19 protein-coding genes are annotated in these 24,737 nt (G+C 50.3%); 10 read left to right on the top strand and 9 right to left on the bottom strand.

Annotated elements, in window-relative coordinates:
* Positions 1 to 62: 62 nt before the first annotated feature.
* The gene (locus SPK40_RS01940) at positions 63 to 1,295 is read left to right on the top strand and encodes a cation:proton antiporter (RefSeq protein WP_248140669.1); all 1,233 of its coding nucleotides are present in this window, start codon (positions 63 to 65) and stop codon (positions 1,293 to 1,295) included.
* 46 nt (positions 1,296 to 1,341) lie between these two features.
* On the opposite strand, the gene SPK40_RS01935 is transcribed toward SPK40_RS01940, so the two are convergent.
* From SPK40_RS01935 to SPK40_RS01920, 4 genes are all read right to left on the bottom strand, one after another.
* Positions 1,342 to 4,413: an efflux RND transporter permease subunit gene (locus tag SPK40_RS01935; RefSeq protein WP_330959230.1), complete on the bottom strand. Its 3,072-nt coding sequence runs from the start codon at positions 4,411 to 4,413 to the stop codon at positions 1,342 to 1,344.
* Positions 4,410 to 5,504, bottom strand: coding sequence for an efflux RND transporter periplasmic adaptor subunit (locus SPK40_RS01930; RefSeq protein WP_248140671.1), 1,095 nt, complete (start codon positions 5,502 to 5,504; stop codon positions 4,410 to 4,412). Before SPK40_RS01930 ends, SPK40_RS01935 begins: the two co-directional genes overlap by 4 nt.
* A gap of 1 nt (position 5,505) precedes the next feature.
* Positions 5,506 to 6,537 carry an efflux RND transporter periplasmic adaptor subunit gene (locus tag SPK40_RS01925; RefSeq protein WP_248140672.1) on the bottom strand — a complete coding sequence of 344 codons (1,032 nt, stop codon included), beginning with the start codon at positions 6,535 to 6,537 and terminating at the stop codon, positions 5,506 to 5,508.
* A gap of 185 nt (positions 6,538 to 6,722) precedes the next feature.
* On the bottom strand, positions 6,723 to 8,237 hold the full coding sequence (locus tag SPK40_RS01920; protein WP_248140673.1) for a fumarate hydratase: 1,515 nt from the start codon (positions 8,235 to 8,237) through the stop codon (positions 6,723 to 6,725).
* Between the two features lie 218 nt (positions 8,238 to 8,455).
* On the opposite strand from SPK40_RS01920, the gene pabB reads away from it, so the two are divergent.
* The 4 genes from pabB to SPK40_RS01900 all read left to right on the top strand — a co-directional run bounded on the left by pabB (position 8,456) and on the right by SPK40_RS01900 (position 13,499).
* Positions 8,456 to 9,832, top strand: coding sequence for an aminodeoxychorismate synthase component 1 (pabB, locus tag SPK40_RS01915; protein WP_330959229.1), 1,377 nt, complete (start codon positions 8,456 to 8,458; stop codon positions 9,830 to 9,832).
* Between the two features lie 47 nt (positions 9,833 to 9,879).
* Entirely contained in the window at positions 9,880 to 10,518 is a 639-nt protein-coding gene (locus SPK40_RS01910) for a CoA pyrophosphatase (RefSeq protein ID WP_248140675.1), read from the top strand.
* Between the two features lie 167 nt (positions 10,519 to 10,685).
* Positions 10,686 to 11,957: a serine/threonine transporter gene (locus SPK40_RS01905; protein ID WP_248140676.1), complete on the top strand. Its 1,272-nt coding sequence runs from the start codon at positions 10,686 to 10,688 to the stop codon at positions 11,955 to 11,957.
* Positions 11,958 to 12,137: 180 nt separating this feature from the next.
* A complete protein-coding gene (locus tag SPK40_RS01900; protein ID WP_330959228.1) occupies positions 12,138 to 13,499 on the top strand; it encodes an L-serine ammonia-lyase in 1,362 nt (453 codons plus the stop codon).
* A gap of 66 nt (positions 13,500 to 13,565) precedes the next feature.
* Here the strand turns inward: SPK40_RS01900 and SPK40_RS01895 are convergent, their stop codons facing one another.
* The 5 genes from SPK40_RS01895 to nfsA form a co-directional block, all read right to left on the bottom strand.
* Positions 13,566 to 14,549 (bottom strand): DUF3137 domain-containing protein, encoded by a 984-nt coding sequence (locus SPK40_RS01895; RefSeq protein ID WP_330959227.1) that lies wholly within the window; start codon positions 14,547 to 14,549, stop codon positions 13,566 to 13,568.
* A gap of 23 nt (positions 14,550 to 14,572) precedes the next feature.
* Positions 14,573 to 15,184, bottom strand: a complete 612-nt coding sequence (locus tag SPK40_RS01890) for a LemA family protein (RefSeq protein WP_330959226.1) — start codon at positions 15,182 to 15,184, stop codon at positions 14,573 to 14,575.
* 546 nt (positions 15,185 to 15,730) lie between these two features.
* A complete protein-coding gene (locus SPK40_RS01885; RefSeq protein WP_248140680.1) occupies positions 15,731 to 16,324 on the bottom strand; it encodes an acetate uptake transporter in 594 nt (197 codons plus the stop codon).
* 405 nt (positions 16,325 to 16,729) lie between these two features.
* Positions 16,730 to 17,947, bottom strand: a complete 1,218-nt coding sequence (locus SPK40_RS01880; protein ID WP_248140681.1) for a hypothetical protein — start codon at positions 17,945 to 17,947, stop codon at positions 16,730 to 16,732.
* A gap of 218 nt (positions 17,948 to 18,165) precedes the next feature.
* Positions 18,166 to 18,891, bottom strand: a complete 726-nt coding sequence (gene nfsA, locus SPK40_RS01875; protein WP_330959225.1) for an oxygen-insensitive NADPH nitroreductase — start codon at positions 18,889 to 18,891, stop codon at positions 18,166 to 18,168.
* Positions 18,892 to 19,127: 236 nt separating this feature from the next.
* Here nfsA and SPK40_RS01870 point away from each other — a divergent pair, with 236 nt between their 5' ends.
* From SPK40_RS01870 to SPK40_RS01850, 5 genes are all read left to right on the top strand, one after another.
* The gene (locus SPK40_RS01870) at positions 19,128 to 20,111 is read left to right on the top strand and encodes a porin (RefSeq protein ID WP_248140683.1); all 984 of its coding nucleotides are present in this window, start codon (positions 19,128 to 19,130) and stop codon (positions 20,109 to 20,111) included.
* Between the two features lie 195 nt (positions 20,112 to 20,306).
* Positions 20,307 to 20,570, top strand: a complete 264-nt coding sequence (locus SPK40_RS01865) for a GrxA family glutaredoxin (RefSeq protein ID WP_248140684.1) — start codon at positions 20,307 to 20,309, stop codon at positions 20,568 to 20,570.
* A 184-nt stretch (positions 20,571 to 20,754) separates the two neighbouring features.
* Positions 20,755 to 22,437: an aspartate:alanine antiporter gene (locus SPK40_RS01860; protein WP_248140685.1), complete on the top strand. Its 1,683-nt coding sequence runs from the start codon at positions 20,755 to 20,757 to the stop codon at positions 22,435 to 22,437.
* A gap of 179 nt (positions 22,438 to 22,616) precedes the next feature.
* Positions 22,617 to 23,291 (top strand): response regulator, encoded by a 675-nt coding sequence (locus tag SPK40_RS01855; RefSeq protein ID WP_248141678.1) that lies wholly within the window; start codon positions 22,617 to 22,619, stop codon positions 23,289 to 23,291.
* On the top strand, positions 23,288 to 24,640 hold the full coding sequence (locus SPK40_RS01850) for an ATP-binding protein (RefSeq protein WP_248140686.1): 1,353 nt from the start codon (positions 23,288 to 23,290) through the stop codon (positions 24,638 to 24,640). Before SPK40_RS01855 ends, SPK40_RS01850 begins: the two co-directional genes overlap by 4 nt.
* The last annotated feature ends 97 nt before the right edge of the window (positions 24,641 to 24,737 follow it).

Here is a 24,737-nt window from a genome sequence, read left to right as displayed (position 1 = left end):
CTTGCTTCATTGCCCTTTCCGTTTAGAGTATAAAAATCAATCACTTTTCCGGAGAGACTTCAGTGACTGGCTACGAATCTATCCCCTCGCTGGTGATGTTTGCTGTGCTGGGCTGGATAGCACTCAACACGATTTTTTACTTTTCTCATCGCTGGCGGATGTTTTCCGATATTACCTGGATCCTCTTACTAGGTCTGACCTACGGTGCATTTTCCGCTATGCCGGACTCAAACCTGCCGGATCTGGTTCTGGAACCGCATGTCGTCCTGTATGTCTTCGTCCCGTTGCTGGTGTTTTCCTCAACGCAGTGCATGTGCCTGTTTCATTTCCGGCATGTACTGGTTCCGGCAACGCTGGCGGGGACTCTGGGCATCGTCATCAGTATGGGGGTGATTGCCGCTGTGCTTCACTGGTTGCTTGGCATTCCATGGATGCCCGCGCTGCTGTTCGGCGTCATTATTTCTGCCACAGACCCGCTGGCAATCAGTGCCTTGTTTAAAGACAACCAGAGTGTCACGGAAGATCAGAAACTGCTGGTCGAAGGCGAATCTATTCTGAATGACGGCTTTGTCGTCACCGTTGCGGGGATACTCTCGCTGGTTCTTTTCAGCGAAACCGAGCTGGATCTGGCTATCAGCAGCCTGAGTTTCTTCACCCATATCGCCGGTGCACTGGCCGTTGGTGCCCTGCTGGGCAGAGCCGCACGCTGGCTGCTGGCCCTCTTGCATGAGCGGCACTATACGCTGACGACAAATATCACACTGGCACTGGCTTACGGCAGTTTTGTAGTTGCCGAAGAATTGCATTTCTCCGGAATTCTCGCTGTGTTCGCATCAGCCCTGGCTTATGGCTATAAGCCCTATGAAGATGATGCCGATCATCTGGCACATCAGGAAATCTGGGAGTATCTGGACTATGTCGCCAATGCCCTGCTGTTCTTCCTGTTGGGTTCCAGCGTGTTCACCCTATTGTCACCCGACAACCTGTCCGTCAGCATTATCGTCCTGTCGATCACGCTGCTGTTTACCGCGCGGTTTATTTCTCTCTGGCTGATGCGCCCTATTCTGCATATTAACCACCGTAAACTGTCCCGGCTTGATTTCTGGCTGCTGAATTTCTCCGGCGCTCGCGGAGCAGTCTCAATTGCCCTGCTGCTGATGCTGCCGGCAGATTTCAGTTATAAGCCTCTGTTTCTGACCATGGCCGTGAGCATGATTTTATTCTCGCTCATTGTATATCCGGTGATCACCAAATCAATGCTCGCCCGGCACACACCCGTCAACCAGCAGCCTTAAAAAAACAACCCGGCCAAAAGCCGGGTTGTTTCATCTGGTAGTCAAATCAGGCCTGCCTGGACGGCAAAGGAACACTGTGGAACAGACGGTAAAGCACCGGCACCACAACCAGAGTCAGCACTGTGGCAAACCCCAGACCGAACATGATGGTCACCGCCATTGGTTTAAAGAATACATCCGGCAACAGCGGAAGCATCCCCAGAATCGTGGTAATCGCGGCCATACAGACCGGACGAACCCGGCTGACCGCCGCATCAACGACAGCCTCATATTTATCTTTCCCGCTGCTGATTTCGATCTCAATCTGATCAAGCAGTACGATCCCGTTTTTAATCAGCATTCCCGACAGACTCAGGAAACCCAGCAATGCCATAAAGCCAAAAGGCGTATTCAGCAACAGCAGACCGGTTGCCACCCCAATCACCGCTAGCGGAACGGTCGCCCAGACAATCAGTGCCTCTTTCACCTTGTTAAACAGGAAGATGGTGATCAGGAACATCATCAGATACCCCATTGGCATTGAACTGAACAACGAGGCTTTCGCATCACCGGACGATTCATATTCGCCGCCCCATTCCAGCGCATAACCCGGCGGCAGCTCCAAAGCATCAATTGCAGGCTGAATCCGTTTCTGGACGGTCGCTGCTGTTTCATCCCCCAATGGATCCGGATCGGCCATCACCGTCAGTACCCGTTTTCTGTCTTTCCGGGCAATCAGCGGATCTTCCCAGCGAACATTGACTGCAGAAATCACCTGCTGCAAAGGCACGTAACCCTGAACCGCAGGACTCCAGATTTTCATGCCCTCAATGGTACTGACATCAACCCGTTCCTGATCCGGCAAGCGCGCCACAATTGGCATCAACGTGGTGCCTTCTCGGTAAATACCGACCGACAGACCTGAAAAAGCCATTTGCAGGAAGTCATCAACATCCTTCTTGGTAATCCCGTAACGACGGGCCTGACTTTCATTGAACACCGGCTCCAGCACCTTGCTCCGTTCGCGCCAGTCATGACGGATATTGGCGGTTCCCGGATCGGCACGCATGATATCGACCACCTCTTTCGCGAGACCACGCAGCACTGTCGGATCCGGACCAATCAGCCGCGCTTCAATTTTCGCCCCCGAAGACGGGCCTAACATGATTTGCTTCAGCTTGTATTCCAGCTCCGGGAAGTCCTTCAGCATCACGGACTGCACCATCGACATGGTCGGAACGACATCTTCAAACTGTTTCACCCGAATAATCAGCTCACCATAAGCGGCATAGCTCTTCTCCGGAGAATACGTCAGCATAAACCGCTGTGAACCCTTGCCTGCACTGGTGCTGACAAACTCCACCATGTCGTCCTGCTCAATTTGCTGCTGCAAACGGTTCAGCGCATCATTAGTTGCGCGAATATCCGTTCCTTCCGGCATCCAGACATCCACCATGAACATCGGAGACGTTGAAGCCGGGAAGAATGACTGTTTAATCAGTGTGAAACCGTAGAGGCTCGCCCCCAGCATCAGCACCAGTGCGACCACGGTCAGCCACGCCCGGCGCATACAGAATTCCAGGAACTTGCGATAAGCAACAAAGACAAAGCCTTTGTACGGGTCATCCGCTTCACCGCCGTCTGAAATCTTCTGTGATTTGAAGAACAGATCGCCAAAGAAAGGCGTCAGGGAAATAGCGGTAAACCAGCTCAGCATCAGGGAGATCAGCAGGACGGTAAACAGGGTGCGGGTATACTCACCCGTTGAGTCCTGCGACAGCCCGATCGGTGCAAATGCCATCACCGCGATAACAGTCGCGCCCAACAGCGGCCATTTGGTTTGCGTGACAATGTCAGACGCCGCCTGCAGCCGGGTTCGGCCTTTCTGCATCCCGATCAGGATACCTTCCACCACCACAATGGCATTGTCCACCAGCATCCCGAGCGCAATGACCAGTGCCCCCAGCGAAATTCGCTGCAGATCGATTGCCATCCACTTCATGAACACGAAAGTCGCCAGAACCGTCAGCAGCAGGATCAGGCCGATCAAGAGTCCGGAACGCAGCCCCATGAAGAACAGCAGAACCACAATCACGATAACCACAGCCTGGCCCAGACTGATCACAAAACCACTGACCGACTTATCAACTTCCGAAGGCTGGCTGTACACCACGCCAATATCAATCCCGACAGGCTGCTGCTCTTTCAGCTCTGCCAGCCGGGCCATGACCCGTTTACCGCCGTCTACCACGTTGATCCCGGACACAAAGGAAACCCCGACATTCAATGCCTGCATCCCGTCATAGCTGACAAGATTGTCCGGAATTTCTTTAAAACCGCGTTTGATCGTGGCCACATCGCGCAGATAAATCAGTCCCTGAGAACCGGCATCTTTGATAATCAGATCACCCAGCGCATCCACATTCTGGAACTCACCTGTGGTCTGAACCCGGATATATTCGTCACCAACCCGGATACCACCAGCACTGGTCACCAGATTCTGCTGCTGAAGCGTGCCATAAATTGTTTGCGGTGAAATCCCCAGATTGCTCAGACGCTGCATGGAGATTTCAATGAAAACCTGCTCCTGCTGCGTTCCCGTCACCTGCACTTTGCCGACACCGTCAACCAGTTCAAGCTCGCGGCGCAGATAATCGACGTAGTCATTCAGTTCCCGATAGGAATACCCTTCACCGGTCACCGCCAGCAAAATACCGTACACATCACCAAAGTCGTCGATGACTTTGGGGGTGCCGACACCCGGCGGCAGACTCGGTTTGAGATCATTCACCTTACGGCGTAATTCATCCCAGATTTGCGGCAAGTCATTCGGACCATATTTGTTTTTCATGGTCACCGTGATTTGCGACAGATTCCGACTGGAAATCGAGTTGACCTCGTCAACGTAAGGCAACTGACCAATCGCTTTTTCAATCGGGTACGTGACTTCTTCCTCAACCTGCTGAGCCGTGGCCCCCGGGTAAGAAGTAACCACCATGGCATCCTTGATCGTAAACTCAGGATCTTCCAGCCGGCCCAGATCCAGAAATGACATCGAGCCCCCAATCAGAAAAATCAGGGTCAGCATCCAGCTGATAACTTTATTTTTAATAAAGTAGGTTGCGATATCCTGTTTCATGAGCTGGCTGCCTCCTGGTCGACAATATTCACTTGCTGACCATCACGGAGACGGTTCACGCCTTCAGTCACAATCACTTCACCTTCTTTTAAGCCGGAGACCAGACGCACACCGTTCGGGACAACTTTATCGGTCACCACCTGGCGTTTAGTCACGGTATGATCCTCGTTTACAACCCAGACAAACTTATTCGCAGGGCCAATGTCATCTCCGTCTTCGTTAAACACGGCTTCCAGCGGGATCACCACTTCATCTGAGCGGTAAACCTGCACGCGCTGGGCATCCACTTTCACTTCCACGGCCGTCCCGTCCAGAATAAATTCGTCCTTCGGCATCGGCATGGTTAAGGTGACCTTGAACGACCCCAATTCAGGATCCGGTTCGGTGGTGTACTCTTTCAGGTAAGCGGTATATTCATGACCGGTATCCAGAACCACTTTGGTACCCGGATGTCGGTCCTGAACCTGTCTGGCCGTACTTTTGGAATAAATCATGTCCGGCGCCTGAATGAGAATATCGACATTTTTAGCACTGTGGATATTCATCACCGCTTCCCCAACCTGAACATTCTCAAATTGCTCCACAGGAACACGGGAAATAACGCCGCTAAACGGTGCATGCAGTTCGGTAAAAGTCAGCCGGAGTTTGGCCAGATTCAGCCTCGCCTTAGCGATTTGTCGCTGAGCCGCCAGCTCATCAAATTGAGATTGGGCTAGATATCCCTGCTTCACCAGCTTGGCAGAACGGCGGTACTGGCTGTCGGCCACATTAAACTTGGCCTGCGCATCATTGACTTCAAGCTGGTAATCCGTCGGATCCAGTTGTGCCAGCAACTGGCCTTCCTTTACGAACTCCCCGGGCTTCACATTCACCTTGATGATTTCACCCGGCAGACGGAAAGACAAAACTGATTTATCGGCGGCAGCAGCAACAGCCGGAAAAGACAAAATGGGGGCGCTGTCTTCCATGGTTACGGTGTAAACCGCAACAGGCTGCGGCATTTTCGGTTCATGCTGCGCTTCCCGGCCGCATCCGGCCAGAACCAAAGCGAAAGCACAAGCGGACAAACGGACTAAAAAGGTACTCTTCATCTTAAAGACCCCGCTCCTTCACCCATTCCCGCACAACCTGACCTTCTTTCAACTCAGTCACGCCAGAAACGGCAATCGTCTCACCATCTTCCAGTCCCTCAAGAATCCGGTCATTGTCATCCAGCACAACTTCTACCTGACTGACTTTACCGTCTTCAGCAACCCGCCAGACATAGGTTTTATCATTCTGACGCAGGATCGCCCGCTCCGGCAGAGCACCAGAACCGGTAAACGGAAGCGCTACCTTCACCTGAGCCGCCATGCCCGGCAGCAGATTCTGGCCAATCGGTTTCTCCATGGTCAGCGTGACCTGATAGCTCGCTGTTTTGGTATCCGCTTCGGTGTCAATTTCCTTCAGCCTCGCCTCAAAAGCCTGATCGGGAATCGTATCGAAAATCACCTGTGCGGTGCGGTCATCACTGGCACTGAGGCGGGTCAGCAACTGTTGCGGCAGCTGAAACGAGACACTCAGCAACCCTTCACTCTGAATGTGCATCACCGGCTGTTTTGCCAAGACGTATTCATAATCATTTGCCATCGAAATGGAGACCGTGCCGTTGTAAGGGGCAATGAGCGTCGCATATTTCAGATTCGCCTGCTGTTTATCCAATTCAGCTTTGGCCTGATTTCTGGCCGCTTTCGACTGGTCAAAATCCAATTCAGACACCACATTGGTTTTCAGCAGTTCCGCATTTCGCTTGTACTGCACATTCGCCAGGCTGTAGTTTGCTTTAGCCTGATCAACCAACAGAGTCAGTTCATCCGTTTTCAGCTGGGCAAGCCGCTGGCCTTTTTTGACCTCTTCCCCATCACGCACATCCACACTTTCCAGCACTCCGGAAACCCGAAAGGCCAGTACAGCTTTATCCCCTGCCTCTACCTGAGCAGGAAAAGTTCGATAGGTCTGGCTTTCGCCAACCTCAACCACCATCAGCTTTACCGGCCTGGATGCCGGTTCCGGGGCGGATTGGTTCTTTTCGCTGCAACCGGTTAAACCAGCCGTCAGACACAGGGCCAACAAAGTGAGCCTCATTGATTGCTCTCCAATTCACGACGTCAAAATTTTTCAGCATGATGTATTTACATACACACTTTATAGCAAAAAAATGCCATTTTATTGGCTGATACCTTAATAAGAGATTAAACCAACATGAAAAAAAGGAGCCATACGGCTCCTTTGTTTTTCAAAATATTTCTGACTGAAAGTTATTTATTCGATCAGGCGTCCATTTCTGCAATTTTGACTTTCCAGATATCCGGACCTGTCTGGTGCGCATTCACACCGTCAGAATCTACAGCAACGGTGACTGGCATATCCTGAACGTCGAATTCATAGATGGCTTCCATCCCCAGATCTTCGAAGGCAACCACGCGGGATTTCTTAATCGCTTTGGCCACCAGATACGCAGCACCACCAACCGCCATCAGATAAACAGCTTTGTGATTTTTGATCGATTCGATGGCGATCGGACCACGTTCTGCTTTACCAATCATGCCGATCAGACCCGTGTCGGCCAGCATCATATCGGTAAACTTATCCATCCGGGTGGAGGTTGTCGGACCCGCAGGACCCACGACTTCATCACCAACAGCATCAACCGGACCAACGTAGTAGATAAAGCGATTGGTAAAATCAACGCCTTCCGGCAGACCCTGACCGCTTTTCAGCATCTCCTGAATACGCTTATGAGCCGCATCACGACCGGTCAGAATTTTACCGGACAGCAATACAGTTTCGCCGGACTTCCATTCCTGAATTTCTTCTTTGGTGATGTTGTCCAGATTTACACGACGCGTATTCTGACCCACTTCCCAGGTCACTTCCGGCCAGTCTTCCAGCTTCGGCGGTGTCAGTTCAGCAGGTCCGTTACCGTCCAGTGTGAAGTGAACGTGACGGGTCGCTGCACAGTTCGGAATCATACACACCGGTTTTGACGCAGCATGGGTCGGCGCTGTCTTGATTTTCACATCCAGCACTGTGGTCAGGCCGCCCAGACCCTGAGCACCAATACCCAGCTTGTTCACGCGATTGAAGATATCCAGACGCAATTCTTCTTCCGCATTCTGCGGGCCGCGCTCCATCAGATCCTGAATATCAACGGATTCCATCAGCGATTCTTTCGCCAGTACAGCCGCTTTCTCTGCGGTACCACCGATACCAATGCCCAGCATGCCCGGCGGACACCAGCCAGCCCCCATCAGCGGAACAGTCTTCTCGACCCATTCTGCGATGTCGTCTGACGGGTTGAGCATCACCATTTTGGTTTTGTTTTCAGAGCCGCCGCCTTTGGCCGCCAACTGAATTTCAACTTTGTCTCCCGGCACCATATCAATGTGCACAACAGCCGGTGCGTTGTCTTTGGTGTTGATGCGTTTACCCGCAGGATCAGCAACAACAGAAGCACGCAGCGGATTCACCGGATTGTTATAAGCCTGACGCACACCCTCGTCGATCATTTCCTGCACGGTCAGATCGCTGTCCCACTGAACATTCATGCCGATCTTCACGAAACAGGTCACAATGCCTGTATCCTGACAAATCGGGCGATGGCCTTCAGCTGACATACGGGAGTTAATCAGGATCTGGGCCATGGCATCTTTTGCAGCCTGGCTCTGTTCTTTGTGATAAGCCTTTTCCAGGGCCTGAACAAAATCCAGCGGATGGTAGTAGGAAATGTATTGCAGCGCATCAGCTACGCTGCTAATCACATCGTCTTTACGGATGACGGTCATAGTTGCCCTCGTTGCTTATTGTCGTATTGCGCGCCTGCGATTTGACGGGTCCGACCCGGACTGGACAGTAGGGTGCCAGAGGCAGACCAGAGTCTTGAGCTGAATCATCAACAAACCGGAGAAAAGTCACGGTGCAGGCGTCGCATTTTCATTTTTATGATACTCTTGCCTGCAATCTCGCGCTATGCGCCAATCGAACACCTGTCACAAAAAAGAAAATGAAATATTCTGCTGTCTCTCAACTTCAGGTTTTGCATCTGGACTATAGCAAGGATGCTATCCTGAGCTGGTTCGAACCCCTTTCTGCTTCGCCGTGGGCGATGTTGCTGCGCTCTGCGGCCGAAGGCCACCCGGACAACCGCTACGACATCCTGGTTGCCAACCCGCTGGCAACCCTCGAAACCCGCGGCGATACCAACACCATCACCTATGCCGACGGCACCCGGGAAATCAGACAGCAGGACCCGTTCGCCCTGCTGCAAACTCTGCAAGCGGATTTACTGCCCAATGCTGAACCTGTAGCCAATTTACCCTTCATTGGCGGTACACTGGGCTACTTCGCCTATGATCTGGGCCGTCAGGTTGAAAAAATGCCGTCGCTTGCCATACAGGATATCCATGCGCCGGATATGGCTGTCGGTCTTTACGACTGGACACTGATTGCAGACCATCAGACACAAACACTGACGCTAGTCGCGCCGGAAGTGGACTCTCGCCTTTCCTGGTTAGCGCAGCAACAGGCGCAGCAACAGCAGCAATCTGCCGGATTCCGGCTGACTTCTGAGTGGCAGGCCAATATGTCACCGGAAAGCTACCGAACCAAATTCGACCAGGTCCAGGCGTATCTGAAAGCCGGTGATTGCTATCAGATCAATCTGGCCCAACGTTTTCAGGCTAGCTACGAAGGCGATTCATGGCAGGCGTACCAAAAACTGGAACACAGTAATGGTGCGCCGTTCTCAGCCTTTATCCGTCTTGAGCAGGCCGCAGTATTGTCTGTATCACCGGAGCGCTTCCTGAAACTGGAAGCCAACCAGATTGAAACCAAACCCATTAAAGGTACCCGGCCGCGTTCTGAAGATCCGGCTCAGGATCTGGCCAATGCAGATGATCTGAAGCATGCAGAGAAAGACCGTGCCGAAAACCTGATGATTGTCGACCTGCTTCGCAATGATATCGGACGGGTTGCGACACCGGGCTCTGTTCGTGTTCCCAGCCTGTTTGCCATAGAAAGCTTTCCGGCAGTCCACCATCTGGTCAGTACGGTCACTGCAACGCTGAACCCGGAGCAACATTCTGCCGCTGATCTGCTCCGGGCCTGCTTCCCCGGCGGTTCGATTACCGGTGCTCCGAAGGTACGGGCGATGGAAATTATTGAAGAGCTGGAACCTCATCGGCGCAGCGTTTATTGCGGCAGTATCGGTTATCTCAGCCGCTGTGGTCGTATGGACACCAGCATCACAATTCGGACGCTGATTACAGAAAACAGCCAGATCTATGCGTGGGCTGGCGGCGGTGTTGTCGCAGACAGTGAGGCAAACAGCGAATACCAGGAAACGCTGGACAAGTTGAGCAGGATTCTGCCAATCTTGTAACAGACCCTCAACATTTCGCCGGGAGGGGGCGCTGTCAGGATAGTTTCATGATCACTCAGCATCACATGCTCAGCCGTTTTCTGCTTGCCCAGCCCGGCCAGTATGACCGCAGCCACCACAGACGCATCAAACAACTTTTGCCTGACAGCAGCCGCTTCAAACCTGCGGCTGTGATGATTCCTCTGGTAGCCCGCAATGACGGTTATCATGTGATTCTCACCCGCCGTGCCCGTCATTTGAAACATCATCCCGGACAGGTGGCCTTTCCGGGCGGCCGGTTTGAAATTGAAGACGGTGAACTGATGACCACAGCCATCCGGGAAACGCAGGAAGAAATTGGTATTCTCTGCGATAGAAAAGATATTCTCGGCCAGCTGCCTGCACTGCCGACGCTAAGCGGGTATATGGTGACCCCCTTCCTGTCAACCATCACTGCCGACTACCAGCCAGTTCTGGATCACAATGAAGTCGACAGCATCTTTGAAGTGCCCATCACCTTCCTCCTCGACCCGCGGAATATGCGCACGCAACATTTTATGTTCCGGGGGCGATCACATACGATCTACGCGATCCCATACAAGGAATATGCCATTTGGGGTGCCACAGCGCAGATCGTCAAAGCTTTGTCACATCAAATATGGGTCGATATCCCAAAGTCAGTTCAGAATACAGACTCAAACTGCTGAACCTTTCGCCATCTGAAACAGATTTAAAAAAACTTTTGGTGATCAAACTCTCATTTCCTTGCAACAAATGTTAAATAGTGAGCCAGTTTTTTCACAGATCATTTTTTCATACGCCAAATAAGGGAAAATACGCCTGTTCCTGTTCCCTATCTAATTTGGATTTTCCTATGCAAACAAAAACTGCAACTGTATCTGCGGCGCCAAAAAGCCGCTGGACTGCGCAGGATACAACCTGGGTACTCTCGCTGTTTGGTACAGCGGTCGGTGCCGGTATCCTGTTCCTGCCAATTAATGCGGGTATGAGTGGTTTCTGGCCACTGGTCGCAATGACCATTCTGGTTGGCCCGATGACCTATTTTGCACACCGCGGTCTGGCCCGCTTCGTGCTGTCATCTTCCAAGCCGGGAAGCGACATTACTGAAGTTGTTGAAGAACATTTTGGCGTGAACGCCGGTAAACTCATCACACTCCTCTACTTCTTCGCGATTTATCCGATTGTGTTGATCTATGGCGTTGGTATCACCAATACCGTTGATTCTTTCATGGTCAATCAGCTGGGCATGGAATCCATGCCGCGCGCATTGCTGTCTATCATCCTGATTCTGGGCATGATGTCTGTGATGGTCGCTGGTGAGAAACTGATGCTGAAAGTGACCCAATTCCTGGTTTACCCGCTGGTCGGCATCCTGCTGTTCATGTCGGTCTACCTGATCCCGGAATGGAACCTGTCTGCCGTGAGCATGGACACCATGCCATCTCTGGGTGATTTTGCGGTGACCCTGTGGATCACCATCCCGGTTCTGGTCTTCTCGTTCAACCACAGCCCGATCATTTCTGCCTTCTCACAAGCGCAGGCTCGTGACCATGGTATCCATGCAGAAGAGAAAGCATCACGCATTCTGTCCCGTGCTGCACTGATGCTGTTGGGCTTTGTAATGTTCTTTGTATTCTCTTGCGTCCTGAGCCTGTCTCCGGAAGATCTGGCTGCTGCGAAGAAAGCAAACCTGGCCATCCTGTCTTATCTGGCAAACAAACACGATAATCCGTTTATTTCATATCTCGGCCCGATCGTTGCGTTTGTTGCGATTGTATCGTCCTTTTTTGGTCACTACCTAGGTGCTCGCGAAGGCCTGAATGGATTGGTTTCTAAACAATTAAAGTCGTCTGGTAAGCAAGTTAACGAAAAGAAGATTGACAAATTTACTGTTGTCTTCATGATTGCAACTATCTGGTTGGTCGCGACAGTTAATCCTAGTATTCTGGGAATGATTGAAACATTAGGCGGCCCGATTATTGCGACTATTTTGTTCCTGATGCCAATGTATGCAGTGCATAAAGTCCCTGCAATGAAGCAGTACAAGGGCGCAATAAGCAACGTATTTGTCACGCTGATGGGCCTGATCGCTATCTCAGCCATTCTGTACGGCCTGTTCTTCTAAGCGTCGCCTGTACAGCCTTACTGACAAAATACGTAAAAGAACCGATACTTAAGAGCAGGGGAGCTTTCATCGCCTGCTCTTTTGTTTTGACTATACTCGCCAAGGAAGGGGCGGGAGTTCATCAAAAAGATAACAGTCCTGGGCTGAAGCAAGACTGCTTCCCCGACTGAGGTACTACGCATGATCAGTATTTTTGATATCTTCAAAATTGGTGTGGGTCCTTCCAGTTCGCACACTGTAGGTCCAATGAAAGCAGGTAAAGAGTTTGTCGATGACCTGCGCGAGATGGGCACTATCAACGATGTCACCAAAATCACCGTTGATGTGTATGGCTCTCTGTCTCTGACAGGTAAAGGCCACCACACAGATATTGCCATCATCATGGGCCTGGCGGGCAACAGCCCCGAAACTGTGGATATCGACAGCATTCCTGGGTTTATCGCCAGTGTCGGCGAGACCGAACGTCTTCCAATTGCTGGTAACATTCACACGGTCGATTTCCAGCGTGACGGTGGCATGAATTTCCATAACACCAATCTGCCGCTGCATGAAAACGGTATGAGCATTCACGCCTGGGCGGGTGATGTAAAAGTTTACAGCAAGACTTATTACTCCATCGGTGGTGGTTTCATCGTCGATGAAGAACACTTCGGTAAAGATGATGAATCTGAAGTTCAGGTTCCGTTCCCGTTTACGTCTGCACAAGAACTGGTGCAGCACTGTAAGGATCAGGGCCGCTCTATCAGTTCTGTGGTCATGGCAAACCAGCGCGCCATGCATACTGACGAAGAAATCAAAGACTACTTCTCCCGTATCTGGAAAACCATGCAGGAATGTATGGACCGCGGTATGAACGAAGAAGGTATTCTGCCTGGCCCGCTGCGTGTTCCGCGTCGTGCTGCGGCACTGCGTCAGCAGCTGATTACTTCTGAACGCACCAACAACGACCCGATGACTGTTGTTGACTGGGTGAACATGTATGCGTTTGCTGTAAACGAAGAAAACGCCGCTGGCGGTCGTGTTGTGACGGCACCAACCAACGGTGCCTGCGGTATCATTCCGGCAGTACTGGCGTACTACGACAAGTTCATTCAGCCTGTAGGCGAGAAAGAGTACCTGCGTTACTTCGCTGCTTCCGGCGCGATCGGCGGTCTGTACAAGCGCAACGCATCTATTTCTGGTGCAGAAGTTGGTTGTCAGGGTGAAGTGGGTGTGGCCTGTTCTATGGCTGCAGCTGGCTTGGCTGAGCTGATGGGCGCAAGTCCGGAGCAGGTCTGTATGGCTGCTGAAATTGCAATGGAACACAACCTGGGTCTGACGTGTGACCCGGTTGCCGGTCAGGTACAGGTGCCTTGTATCGAGCGTAACGGTATTGCTGCGGTGAAATCGATCAACGCATCCCGAATGGCCCTGCGTCGCGCCTCTGAGCCACGCGTGTCTCTGGACAAAGTGATCGAGACCATGCTGGAAACCGGTAAAGACATGAACGCCAAATACCGTGAAACTTCTCAGGGTGGTCTGGCAATTAAAGTGATCTGCTAAATCAGCAAATCATATAGACAAAGGGAGGCCATACCTCCCTTTTTTTATTCTGAATTTCCCGGACGATTACGTTTTGGTCCAGATTCGGGTATTGAGCGCCAAATCTTCCACAATCCCAGTAATGAAATCCAAGTCCTGATAAATATCTTTCACGGCATCAAAATTGGCTGCAGACTGAAACAACTTGGGTTCAAAATACTCTTTTCGGGAAGGAATCCCGATATGTAAGCTGTCCCCAACGAAGGATAACGCGACACTTGCGTTGGCTTCTTTCCTGAAGGCAACCAGCCGCTGCATCAGTGAAGTCGAGATCAGATAACGTGCTTCAATCTGATCATCACTGTACACCTCAAAATGACGTTCAAATTCAGGGTCCTCCATTGCAACACGTTCACCAAAACCACTCCCCCCCAACAGATTATTCAGCGATTTTCCAACCGAAGACCAGAAGCCTTCACTGTCAGGCGTGATATAAGTTTTACCATTGAAATGTTTATTGGCATCAGCAATAAATAACACCCCTTTGAAGATGGTGTGCCAGGTTGTCCGCCTCTTGCCTTTAGAGTCTGTCCTGGTCGTCTTATACTGGGTATGAAGCTCCGAAAACTCGATCGCGGTTTTTCCCACGACACCCCGAACGTAATCCTCCCCGTTGTAGCGGTGATAATGACGGCGATATAAGCCACTGACCTTATACTTCTCAGGGGAAATATGATCGTTGGGTGAGTACTCAAAACTGTCGTTGAATGTTTTCAGCAGTTTTCCGACGACCTGTGTTTTATAAGCGTCCCGGTAGACATTCCATTTGAGGGAAACATAGTAATACATTACGATTGACATCAGGCTGGGAAGCCAAAAGATGATCCACTCATTACTTTTTCCGCTAAACGCGAAATACATCGCTATCAATAGGCTGGTCAGGATAGGCATGGCTGACAAATAACAACGTTTCACAGCTTCTTTTCGGATCTTGTCCAAGTCCTCTAGCTGGTCTTTCAGCGTGGTGTCAAAGAGTGTTTTGAGTTCCACCAGATTCTCTCTGGTTTCCATTGAAGCTTCCATGACACTCCCGATTATTTGTGGAACAGTTGGCCAACATTGATATTTTGTCTTTCTTGCTCAGGAATTTCGAACAAGACACGCTGCTTCAGGTTCATTCGGCTGGCAAAAAGACTTGAAGGAAACATTTCGATCGCATTATTCAGGTCGGTCACCGAAGCATTGTAAGCGCGGCGCGCCGCTGAGATTTGCTCTTCAGCTTCATTGATCGAACGCTGCAGCATCACAAAATTTTCACTGGCTTTCAGATCCGGATAATTTTCAACAGCGATGTTGAAACGCGACATTGTGGCATTCAATTGCTTATCCAGCGTGACTTTTTGTTCGCCGGCCAAACCGTCGTGCTGCACCTGAGTCCGGAGTGTCGTCAGTTCCTGCAGCAATGAAGATTCATGCGCCATATAAGCTTTCACGCTCTCCACCATATTAGGAATCAGGTCAAAACGCTTTTTCAGCATCACATCAATCGATGCTTCAGCATTTTCCACCTGATTCTTCTTACCAATAAGGCCGTTGTAAACAGAAATCGCTGCGACGACAGCAACAAGCACAATACCCAGTATGATCCAGATTCCCAATTGAAGTCCTCCTGTCAGTTCAGATTCGTCGGTATGCTGCTCAAACATCAAACAGCATCCCTGTCTTTATTCTCAGACAAATCATCATAGCGACCAATTCGACGATTACCTGAACACAAGCCTATATTTCACGACCGAAGAGCCTTTTTTATGCGCCACAGAGCAAATCTGAACGCCCAGAGATGAGTAAAATTTCAGTTTGCGTCCGCGAATCAACTCACTGAAACATTGAGCGCATTGATGAAAACAACCAACGAGAGCCTGATCACCTCTCCTTATGGTCATGAACACGCATAAATGGCTCGCAAAAATGCAGTGCCTGACATCATCTCTGCTGTCTGTCTACGCAAATCAGGATTTCCAGTTCAGGGACATTCACCGCGGGAAGATCTATCCGTCATCCTGTCGAAGCTGTCATCACATATCCGGCCCCTGCCTTCCCGCTTTATCTGCTGAGTTGCCTTGCAGAACCGGGATTCACAAACTTAAGCCACCCGACATCTGTCACCGTCCCGCCGATTCTCTGAGAGCAGAGATAAAAAAGCCCCGCACATGCGTGCGGGGCAAATCGCAGTTATTCAACGATATCAAGAATTATGCAGCAGCTTTTAACGGCTCAGCAGCAACAACTTTACGCTCGCCAATTGGCAGGATCGTACGGCCGAACTCATTGTTCAGCACCTGAGCCATTGCAAAGTAAATTGCACTCGCACCACAGATGATGCCTTCAAAACCAGCGATCGTACCGATCAGTTCGCTGCCTGTGAAATCACGCGCTGCCAGCAGGAAGAACAGAATCGTCAGCGAAGCAAAAACAAATTGTTTTGCACGCGGGTAGTTCAGAGAACCAATGAACAGGAAAGCCGTGAAGATGCCCCACAGCGTCAGGTACCAAGCCATGAATTTAGCTGGTGACGCTGGCAGACCCATTTTTGGCATCACAATCAGACCAACCAGAGTCAGCCAGAACAAACCATAAGAAGTGAATGACGTGGTACCGAAGGTATCGCCACGCTTAAAGCACATCAGGCCAACCAGGATTTGTGCCAGACCACCATAAAAGATCCCCATAGCCAGGATCATTGAATCGATCGGGAAAAAGCCTGCATTATGGATGTTCAGCAGAATGGTTGTCATACCAAAACCCATCAATCCCAATGGTGCCGGATTTGCAAAATTCGTAGACATTTTATTCCCCTACAGGAAAATTTAAATAAAAGTGATATGAATTAAAAAATTTGCGCAATATAGTGCGGCGCGAATTCTAATCCATGTCTGTAGGGAAAACAACGCTTTCTTTGTGCAAAAAACAACCTTTCAGGGAAAATAGCTGAAAAATCCGGATAAAAGTAAAGAACAAAAATATTCATTTACCGCGAAAGATGTTACCAAATGCATCTGAAGGCCGCCAAATCCCTGATGAAACCTGCATGTCAACCAACCTCTTTACGCTCGATGCATTCAGAGTGAAATACTGAGTTTTTGCAATAACCCAGCACCCTGAAAACCACATTTCCCTGAAAAAATCATAAAAAAACCGCTGCATAAGCAACGGTTTGAAAAAGACATCATGTTTTCAGTCATTTTCGCTGATTACTGAACCTGAGCTGGTGTTTCAGAAGACTGAGGCGACGCAGCCTGTGGTTCGGTTTCCGCTGCCATTTTCGTCTCCATCGGTGGTAGCGGAATTGGTGGCGCAACCTCGGTTTGTTCAGCCAGTTTACCTTTCAGCTGACTGATCTGACGCTGTTGCTGCATGACCAGTGCATTCAGTTCACGGATATATTTTTCCTTCCCTGCGAGCAGCTCTTCATCTGATGAGTTATTCACAACCGCCAGCTTAACCTGCTCTGCATTGTCTTTAATCAGCCGCGCCTGTTCCTGGATCGGCTGGTCACGCCAGTCTTCATCCTTCAGCGCTTTGGAGATCCGCAGTAACTTATTCTCAAACTCAAGAATATAAGCTTCATAATTGTCTTTGCTTAAATCCCGTAAGCGCTGCACTTCCAGTGAAATATGCTGAGCATGAGCCAGTTCGAAACGGATCACCCGAGTCGCCTGCTGAATGGCGTCAAAATCTCTGGGAGTGCGATCCACCAGCGCTTTCCCGGCTTCAATACTACGCTCGATTTGCGCATAGCTGGCAGGGGCATTGTCTCTGACATCCTGACGGCGCAATTCAATCATCATGGCTTCAAGCGGCGCAATGTAAATTCTCTTAATCGTTTTGACTTCCAGACTGTTGCTCCGGGAAAGGAACTCATCCTGGTCTTCCCGCGCTTCATTCAAGTCACCGCTTTCAACAAGCGAGAACAGGCTCTCGTATAAACGATACAGTCTTGTGTATTCACTGCGGTAGTACTGTTTTGCGTCCAGCGACTCAAGATAATTCATCTGGGTAATCGCCGGCGACAACACCGTATCAGCGACTTTCTGTAATTTTTTCAGCTGATTCAAAGCACTTTCGGCATGTTCCAGCTCCAGTTCCAACTGCTGAAGATATGTCGTTGATGAAAACAGAGAATAACTCTTATAGGCCGTTGAAGGCGTTGCCGTAATTTCCTGATAGATCTGTGAGGCCTTCTCCCAGCTTGCACTCAGTACCTGATAATTATCCGGAGAGTAGATGGCCAGACTTTGCGACTTTTCTATCTTTTGCTGCCAATTGCGGTAAGCGGATGTAGCTCGCTGAAAGTCCCCTTGTTCCGAAATGACAGTCGTATCATCATTGTTTAATTCAGATGTACTCGAGCAAGCACTCAAAAATACAGCAGAGAGTAGCATCAGGGCTGAAAGGCCCGTTCTTTTCATAAATAATTCCGTAATGACTTGATTTGCCAGTAAAACCATTCAGACCTATGGATGGCTATATCAATAATGCGACAGAAGTCCAACCAGTATGAAATATCTGAATCCTGCGATTGGTGAGCGATTGGTATCCATCGTCTTCCATTAGAAGCAGATGGATGCCATTTCTTCAATCATGCAAAAACAAAAGTGAGTGAATGCTCAAATAGTTTAACTGAAGCTTAACGGGTACTAAAGCCTTTACTTGCAAGGAAATCCTTCATAAAGGGTCTCGCCTGTTTGGCCAGAGTCGCCGTAATTTGCTCAGACCAGCTCACCGCTTTATTTCCACCGGTGCGGGTCTGATAATAGCGGCGAACTTTCTCATCGTACTCCGCCAACAGCTGACGCGGCAGTTCATGCTGATAACTGTCCTGATGAACCACCAGCGACTGCGGTAAACGCGGTTTTAACTCCGGATTCTGATCAGGATGTCCAAGACAGAGTCCGAATAAAGGAATCACATGATCAGGCAGATCCAGCACCACCGAGACATCCGCCGGATGATTCCGGATCCCGCCAATGTACACCCCGCCCAACCCTAAAGACTCAGCTGCCAGTAAAGCGTTCTGCGCCATCAGAGCGGCATCAATCGAACCAATTAAGGTTTGCTCCGTAAAGCCAAGTTGCGCTTCGGGATGAATTTGCAGATGGCGATGGAAATCCGCACAGAACACCAGAAACTCAGCCGCAGCGGCGACATAAGGCTGATCGCCGGCCAAATGGGCAAGCTGCACCCGCTTTTCTGTATCCACTACCCGGATAACACTGACGCACTGGATAAAACTCGAAGTCGAAGCAGCAATTGCACAATCCAATATCGTCGCCAGCATTTCTGCCTGAATCGGCTCAGAAGTAAAACGACGAATAGAGCGATGTGCGAGTATCGTTTCAATGGTCTGATTCATAATTTCTCTTCATCTGTTGGCATTGAATTGCAGACTCTATCATATGCCGAAAGTTCAGTCCCTTTTGACAGAGCGCTCAAATAACAATCAAAAGTTACACTTATCCCTTTGATTTGGCTGATGGAAATGTCACTAAAGTGACTTTTGAACAACATTTTTTTGTCATATTCCCCCTCTATTCTGCACCTCATCAAAACAGCCATAAAAGCACTCGTATATAAAGCAGGGAAATGACAATGAATAAAACAGTTTTAGCATCAGCGCTTCTGGTCGCGCTTGCATCGGGTACTGCCGCTGCCTCAACCACGGTGTATGAGAAAGATGGTCAGTCTGTCGAGATTAAAGGCCGTATGGTCGGTATGTACTACAGCTCTGACGACAAAGACGAAAAAGGCGATCAAAGTTATTTCCGCTTTGGCGCGAAAGGGAAAGCAGACATCAACAACGACCTGTACGGTGTTGGTGTTTACGAAACCGAAGTCAATGCATCTTCTAAGAAAGATGGCCTGCAAACGCGTCTGTCTTATGCCGGACTGGGCGGTAACTTTGGCGAAGCCACTTACGGCCGCCAGTATGGTGCATATACACTGATTTCAGACTATACCGATACTCTGGAAGAGTTCGGTGCTGATGCCAGTGGTACGGGCACAGACCGTTTCGGTACGGGTAAAGCCAGCTCTGTACTGAAGTACACCGGCGAGTTCAGCGGACTGGCGGTAGAAGCCAGCTACCAGCTGGACAACAACGAAGTGACCCAACCTGACGGCGATACAGCAACATCTTACGGCATCGCAGCTTCTTACTCGCTGCCAATGGGCTTTAAGGTAGGTGCCGGTTATAACCAGGGTGAAGGCGTTGACGGTTCTGACGATGCCAAAGTCGCTGCCGTGTCTGCTGCTTATGATGCCAACAACATCTACGCTGCTTTCCTTTACAGCACCGGTGAAAACTGGGAAGACAAAAAAGGAACTGAGTCAGACACAGACTATGATGGCTACGAAGTCGTTCTGGGTTATGACTTTGGAAATGGTTTCTCAGCACAGGCTGTCTATAACTTCCTGGAAGCTGATGCCGGTTCAAGTGTCGATGTAGAAGATTACTACGTTGTTGGTGCTTATTATAAGTTCAACAAACAACTGCGTACTTACGCAGAGTACAAAGCTGACCAGATCGACGGCAACGAAGACATTCTGGCGCTGGCGATTCGCTACGATTTCTGATTTCGCTTTACCACTACTGCCACGCAAAGCCAGGCTGCCCAGTCTGGCTTTTTTCGTCTGCCATGGAGGAAAGGTTGAGCACTTTGTTGCTCCCTGCTCTTCATCGGAATTTTCTATTGATGCAAATGATAATTCCGACTTTGACTGCTGACTGAGTCACGATATAGTAGCCCCACAAGACAAAGGAGAAGTTCTATGTTCGTCGTTATTTTTGGCCGCCCTGGGTGCCCTTACTGTGTTCGTGCAAAAGAGTTAGCAGACAAACTGAAAGAAGATCGTGACGATTTCAACTACCGTTATGTAGATATCCATGCCGAAGGCATTACAAAAGCGGATCTGGAAAAGACTGTCGGTAAACCAGTTGAAACCGTGCCTCAGATCTTTATTGATCAAGACCATATTGGCGGCTGTACCGAATTCGAAGCTTACGCGAAAGAAAACCTGGCTCTGTTTCAGTAAGCACTGACGCAACCGGTCATCACATTGCGGGTTTTTACGTTTTTGTGAACCCCTGACAGAAAGGCTGTTTAATCAGCCTTTTTTGTGTCTCAAATCTCGAAAATCTATATCACATTACATTTGTTTAAGATAAAATTCCGTCTCACATCTCTAGTAGAAAGCGCTGACTCCGGAAAAATTTGTTGTGAACATCGACGTTGCTGACCTGCTTCGCCAGAATGATATTCTGCTCCTCTTTGTAGTTCTTGCTGTGGGTCTTACGGTCGGAAAACTCCGAATAGCCCAGTTACAGATTGGGAACTCCATTGGTGTCTTACTCACCGCCCTCATCTTTGGAAATGCTGGTTTCATTTTTGATGCTGAAGCACTGAATATCGGCTTTATGCTGTTTATTTTCTGTGTCGGTATTCAGGCCGGTCCCAACTTTTTTGGCATTTTCTTTCGTGACGGAAAACACTATCTGCTGCTGGCATTAGTCGTCCTGATCTCAGCCATCACGATCACCATTACCATGTCGCACTATCTGGGTCTGGATCTGGGTCTGGCGACAGGTTTAATGGCCGGTTCACTGACCGCAACACCAGTTCTGGTCGGTGCGAAAGACGCTCTGAGCGGCGGCTTATCCAGCCTTTCTGACCCATTAGTGATTCAAGAGCTGATTGACAGCCTGAGTGTCGGCTATGCAATGTCGTATCTCATCGGTCTGATCAGCCTGATTCTACTGGCAAAACTGATGCCGAAACTGCAGAAGCAGGATCTGGCCGAATCGTCGCAGCAAATTGCGAAAGAGCGCGGCATCGGCGAAGTCGCACAGCGAAAAGTCTATTTGCCGATTATTCGTGCCTATCGCGTTGGTCCGGAGCTGATCGACTGGATTGACGGCCGGAATTTACGTGAGCTGGGTATTTACCGCCAGACGGGATGCTACATCGAACGCATTCGTCGCCACGGCATTCTCGCCAACCCTGATGGGGATGCCATCCTGCAGGAAGGGGATGAAATCGCACTGGTCGGTTACCCGGACAGCCATGCCCGTCTGGACCCGAGCTTCCGGAACGGGAAAGAAGTATTCGACCGTGATCTGCTGGATCTGCGCATCGTCGAAGAAGAAATCGTGGTCAAGAATGACAACATCGCCGGAAAACGCCTGTCAGAATTGAATCTGGCTGAGTATGGCTGTTTCCTGAACCGCGTGGTTCGCGCTCAGATTGAAATGCCGATGGATCACAGCACCCTGCTCAATAAAGGGGATATCCTTCAGGTCAGTGGCGAGAAAAGCCGGGTACTGGGACTGGCAGAACGTATCGGTTTTATCTCGATTCACAGCCAGATCGCCGATCTGCTGGCCTTCTGCTGCTTCTTTATTATGGGCCTGCTGTTTGGTTCGATCACGATGACATTCGGCCAGATCACCTTTGGCCTCGGAAGCGCCGCAGGCTTACTGCTGGCCGGGATCTCACTGGGTTTCCTGCGGGCAAACCACCCTACTTTCGGCTACGTTCCGCAAGGGGCGCTGAACATGGCAAAAGACCTGGGCCTGATGGTCTTCATGGTCGGGATTGGTCTGAGTGCAGGTTCCAACCTGTTTGAGTCCATTACTCAAATCGGTCCGAGCGTCTTTCTTGTCAGTATGATGGTCAGCGTCATTCCGGTCATGCTGGCTTACCTGTTTGGGGCCTATATCCTGAATATGAACCGAGCGTTGCTGTTTGGTGCCATTATCGGCGCCCGTACCTGTGCCCCGGCGATGGACATGATCAATGAACATGCCCGCAGTACCATTCCTGCTCTGGGGTATGCGGGGACTTACGCCATCGCAAACGTATTGCTCACCGTTGCCGGTACACTGATCATCATCCTCAGCTAACGTGCTGACTGATAACCCGGCTGACTCGCTATCCTCAGAGTCAGCCGAGATTCAGACGTTCAATGATATAATCCTTCACAATTTTCCGGATAGGTTTGTCCCCTGCAGTCCGCTTTGTTATAAATCGGACTTTCAGAGCCAAGCCACACGCTTTTATTGCCTCAGGTAACTAAATTATGATGCGCATCCTGATAGTCGAAGACGACCCAATTTTGTGCCACCATCTGAAAACTCAGCTCAGCGAACTGGGCAACCAGGTTCAATGTGCCAATACGGCTGAAGAAGGCCTGTTTTTTGCTGAAAACTACCCCAATGATGTGGCCATCGTCGATATCGGTCTGCCGGACCGTGATGGTATCACCCTGATTCGTGAGATCCGGGACAAGGGGCTGCGACTGCCAATCCTCATTCTGACTGCACGTTCAAACTGGCAAGACAAAGTCACCGGCCTGGAAGCTGGTGCCGATGATTATCTGGTGAAACCGTTCCAGAAAGAAGAGTTGGTTGCCCGCCTGAGTGCCCTGGTCCGCCGCAGTGCCGGCTTTATCAAACCGGAAATGATTGCGGGTGAAATCCGGGTCGACCTGCTCGCGAAACAGGTTTTTGTCAGCGAAAACCTGCTTGAACTGACGGCATTTGAATACGAACTGCTTGAATACCTGATGCGCCACAGCCGTCAGGTTGTTTCAAAACAGCGTCTGCTGGATGTCCTGTATGAAGATCAGGAAGGGGATCCAAACACCATTGAGGTGATGATCAGCCGTCTGCGTAAGAAAATCAGCCAGACCGGGCAGGAAAACCCAATCTCAACCATTCGGGGTCAGGGGTATATTTTTGAGATTGCCGCGCAATGAAGCTGGCCATCTTGCCCCGTCTGCGACACCGGGTCATGATTACTTCGATTGCAATCATTGCCCTGATCACTTCGGCCCTTGCCTGGGTGATCAATGAACTCTACAGCCAGAGTTACATGGCGGCCTATTCCACGGATCTGGTCGCCCAGATGCCGCTTGTCGTGGCCCAGCTGAACCGGGCCGGTCTGATTAAAGACGTCGATAAGTGGATTGACTCGCTGGATCCCTCTGCCACCGACTACATGTCTGTCCTTTGTGACCGGAGTGACAATACCATGTGGCTCTCGGATGAAGCGAAAGCCGCTGGCCTCAGCGAGATTTGCAGCAGCCTGCCGGATGCCATGCAAACCCCGACCCTGGTCAAAGCCGAGAACGATCAAAGCTATATCGCTTACGATATCAGCCGTGACCGCGAAAACGGCAATGCCTATCAGCTGATTGTGCTTCGCTCCGGGACGGCTTATGAGACATCATTAAGCCGGCTTCATCACCGCACGGCACTTTACCTCGGTCTCTTCGTACTGATCGCAATTGCATTTTTGATTGCCGCCTTTCACTGGAGCTTTCAGCCGCTGCGTAAACTGGCCCGGCAGCTCAATCAGGTTACTGATGCCAAGCGTGACCAGCTTGACAATAACTATCCGACAGAATTGCAGGACGTGACTCAGTCACTGAACCGGCTAATTCGGATCAGTAATGACAAAACGTCCCGTTACCGGCATGCCATGGATGATCTGGCCCACAGCCTGAAAACCCGACTGGCTGCTGCAAATGCTCTGCTGGATGATCACTCTCTGCCCCGCTGCGATCTGAACTACCGGATGCTGGAGCAAATCAGCCAGATGGATGATTTAGTACAGTACCAGCTCAAGCGGGCACTGATGGGCCAGCAGGGCCTTCAGAAAGACCGAACGCTGCTCAATCCGGTTGTCGAAAGCTTTGAAGGGATGCTGAAAAAGATTTACAGCAGCAAGGAAGTCACTCTGAAGCGACAGTTTGACGCAACCTTATGCCTGCCCGTTAACCGGACGGACCTGATGGAACTGCTCGGGAATCTGCTCGAAAACGCCTTTCGCTTTTGTATCAGCGAAATTCGTCTGAGTGCAACCCGGCATCAGGGCAAGCTCGTGATTCGCCTGGAAGACGATGGTCCCGGCGTCAGTGATGATATGCGTGAAGCTATTTTCCAGCGGGGTATCCGGGCCGATCAACGCAATCCAGGTCAGGGAATTGGTTTGTCTGTCTGCCACGACATCGTGACCTGTTATGGCGGGCGCATCTATGTTGAGAAAGCCAGCATTGAAGGGGCTGCATTTGTCATTGAACTGCCGGAAGACAATAAAAGCTGAGGCAAAAAATGACTGACTGCTGATGAGCCTGTGACATTTCACCTCCAGAATCTCAACAGCAGTTATCTGCACCCATTGATCAATACCCATAAAAAAA

Origin of the sequence: Photobacterium sp. 53610 (assembly GCF_036409375.1) — a bacterium.
Classification (GTDB): domain Bacteria; phylum Pseudomonadota; class Gammaproteobacteria; order Enterobacterales; family Vibrionaceae; genus Photobacterium.
Note: the sequence above shows the minus strand (reverse complement) of the source record. Positions and strands in the feature narration are given on the sequence as shown.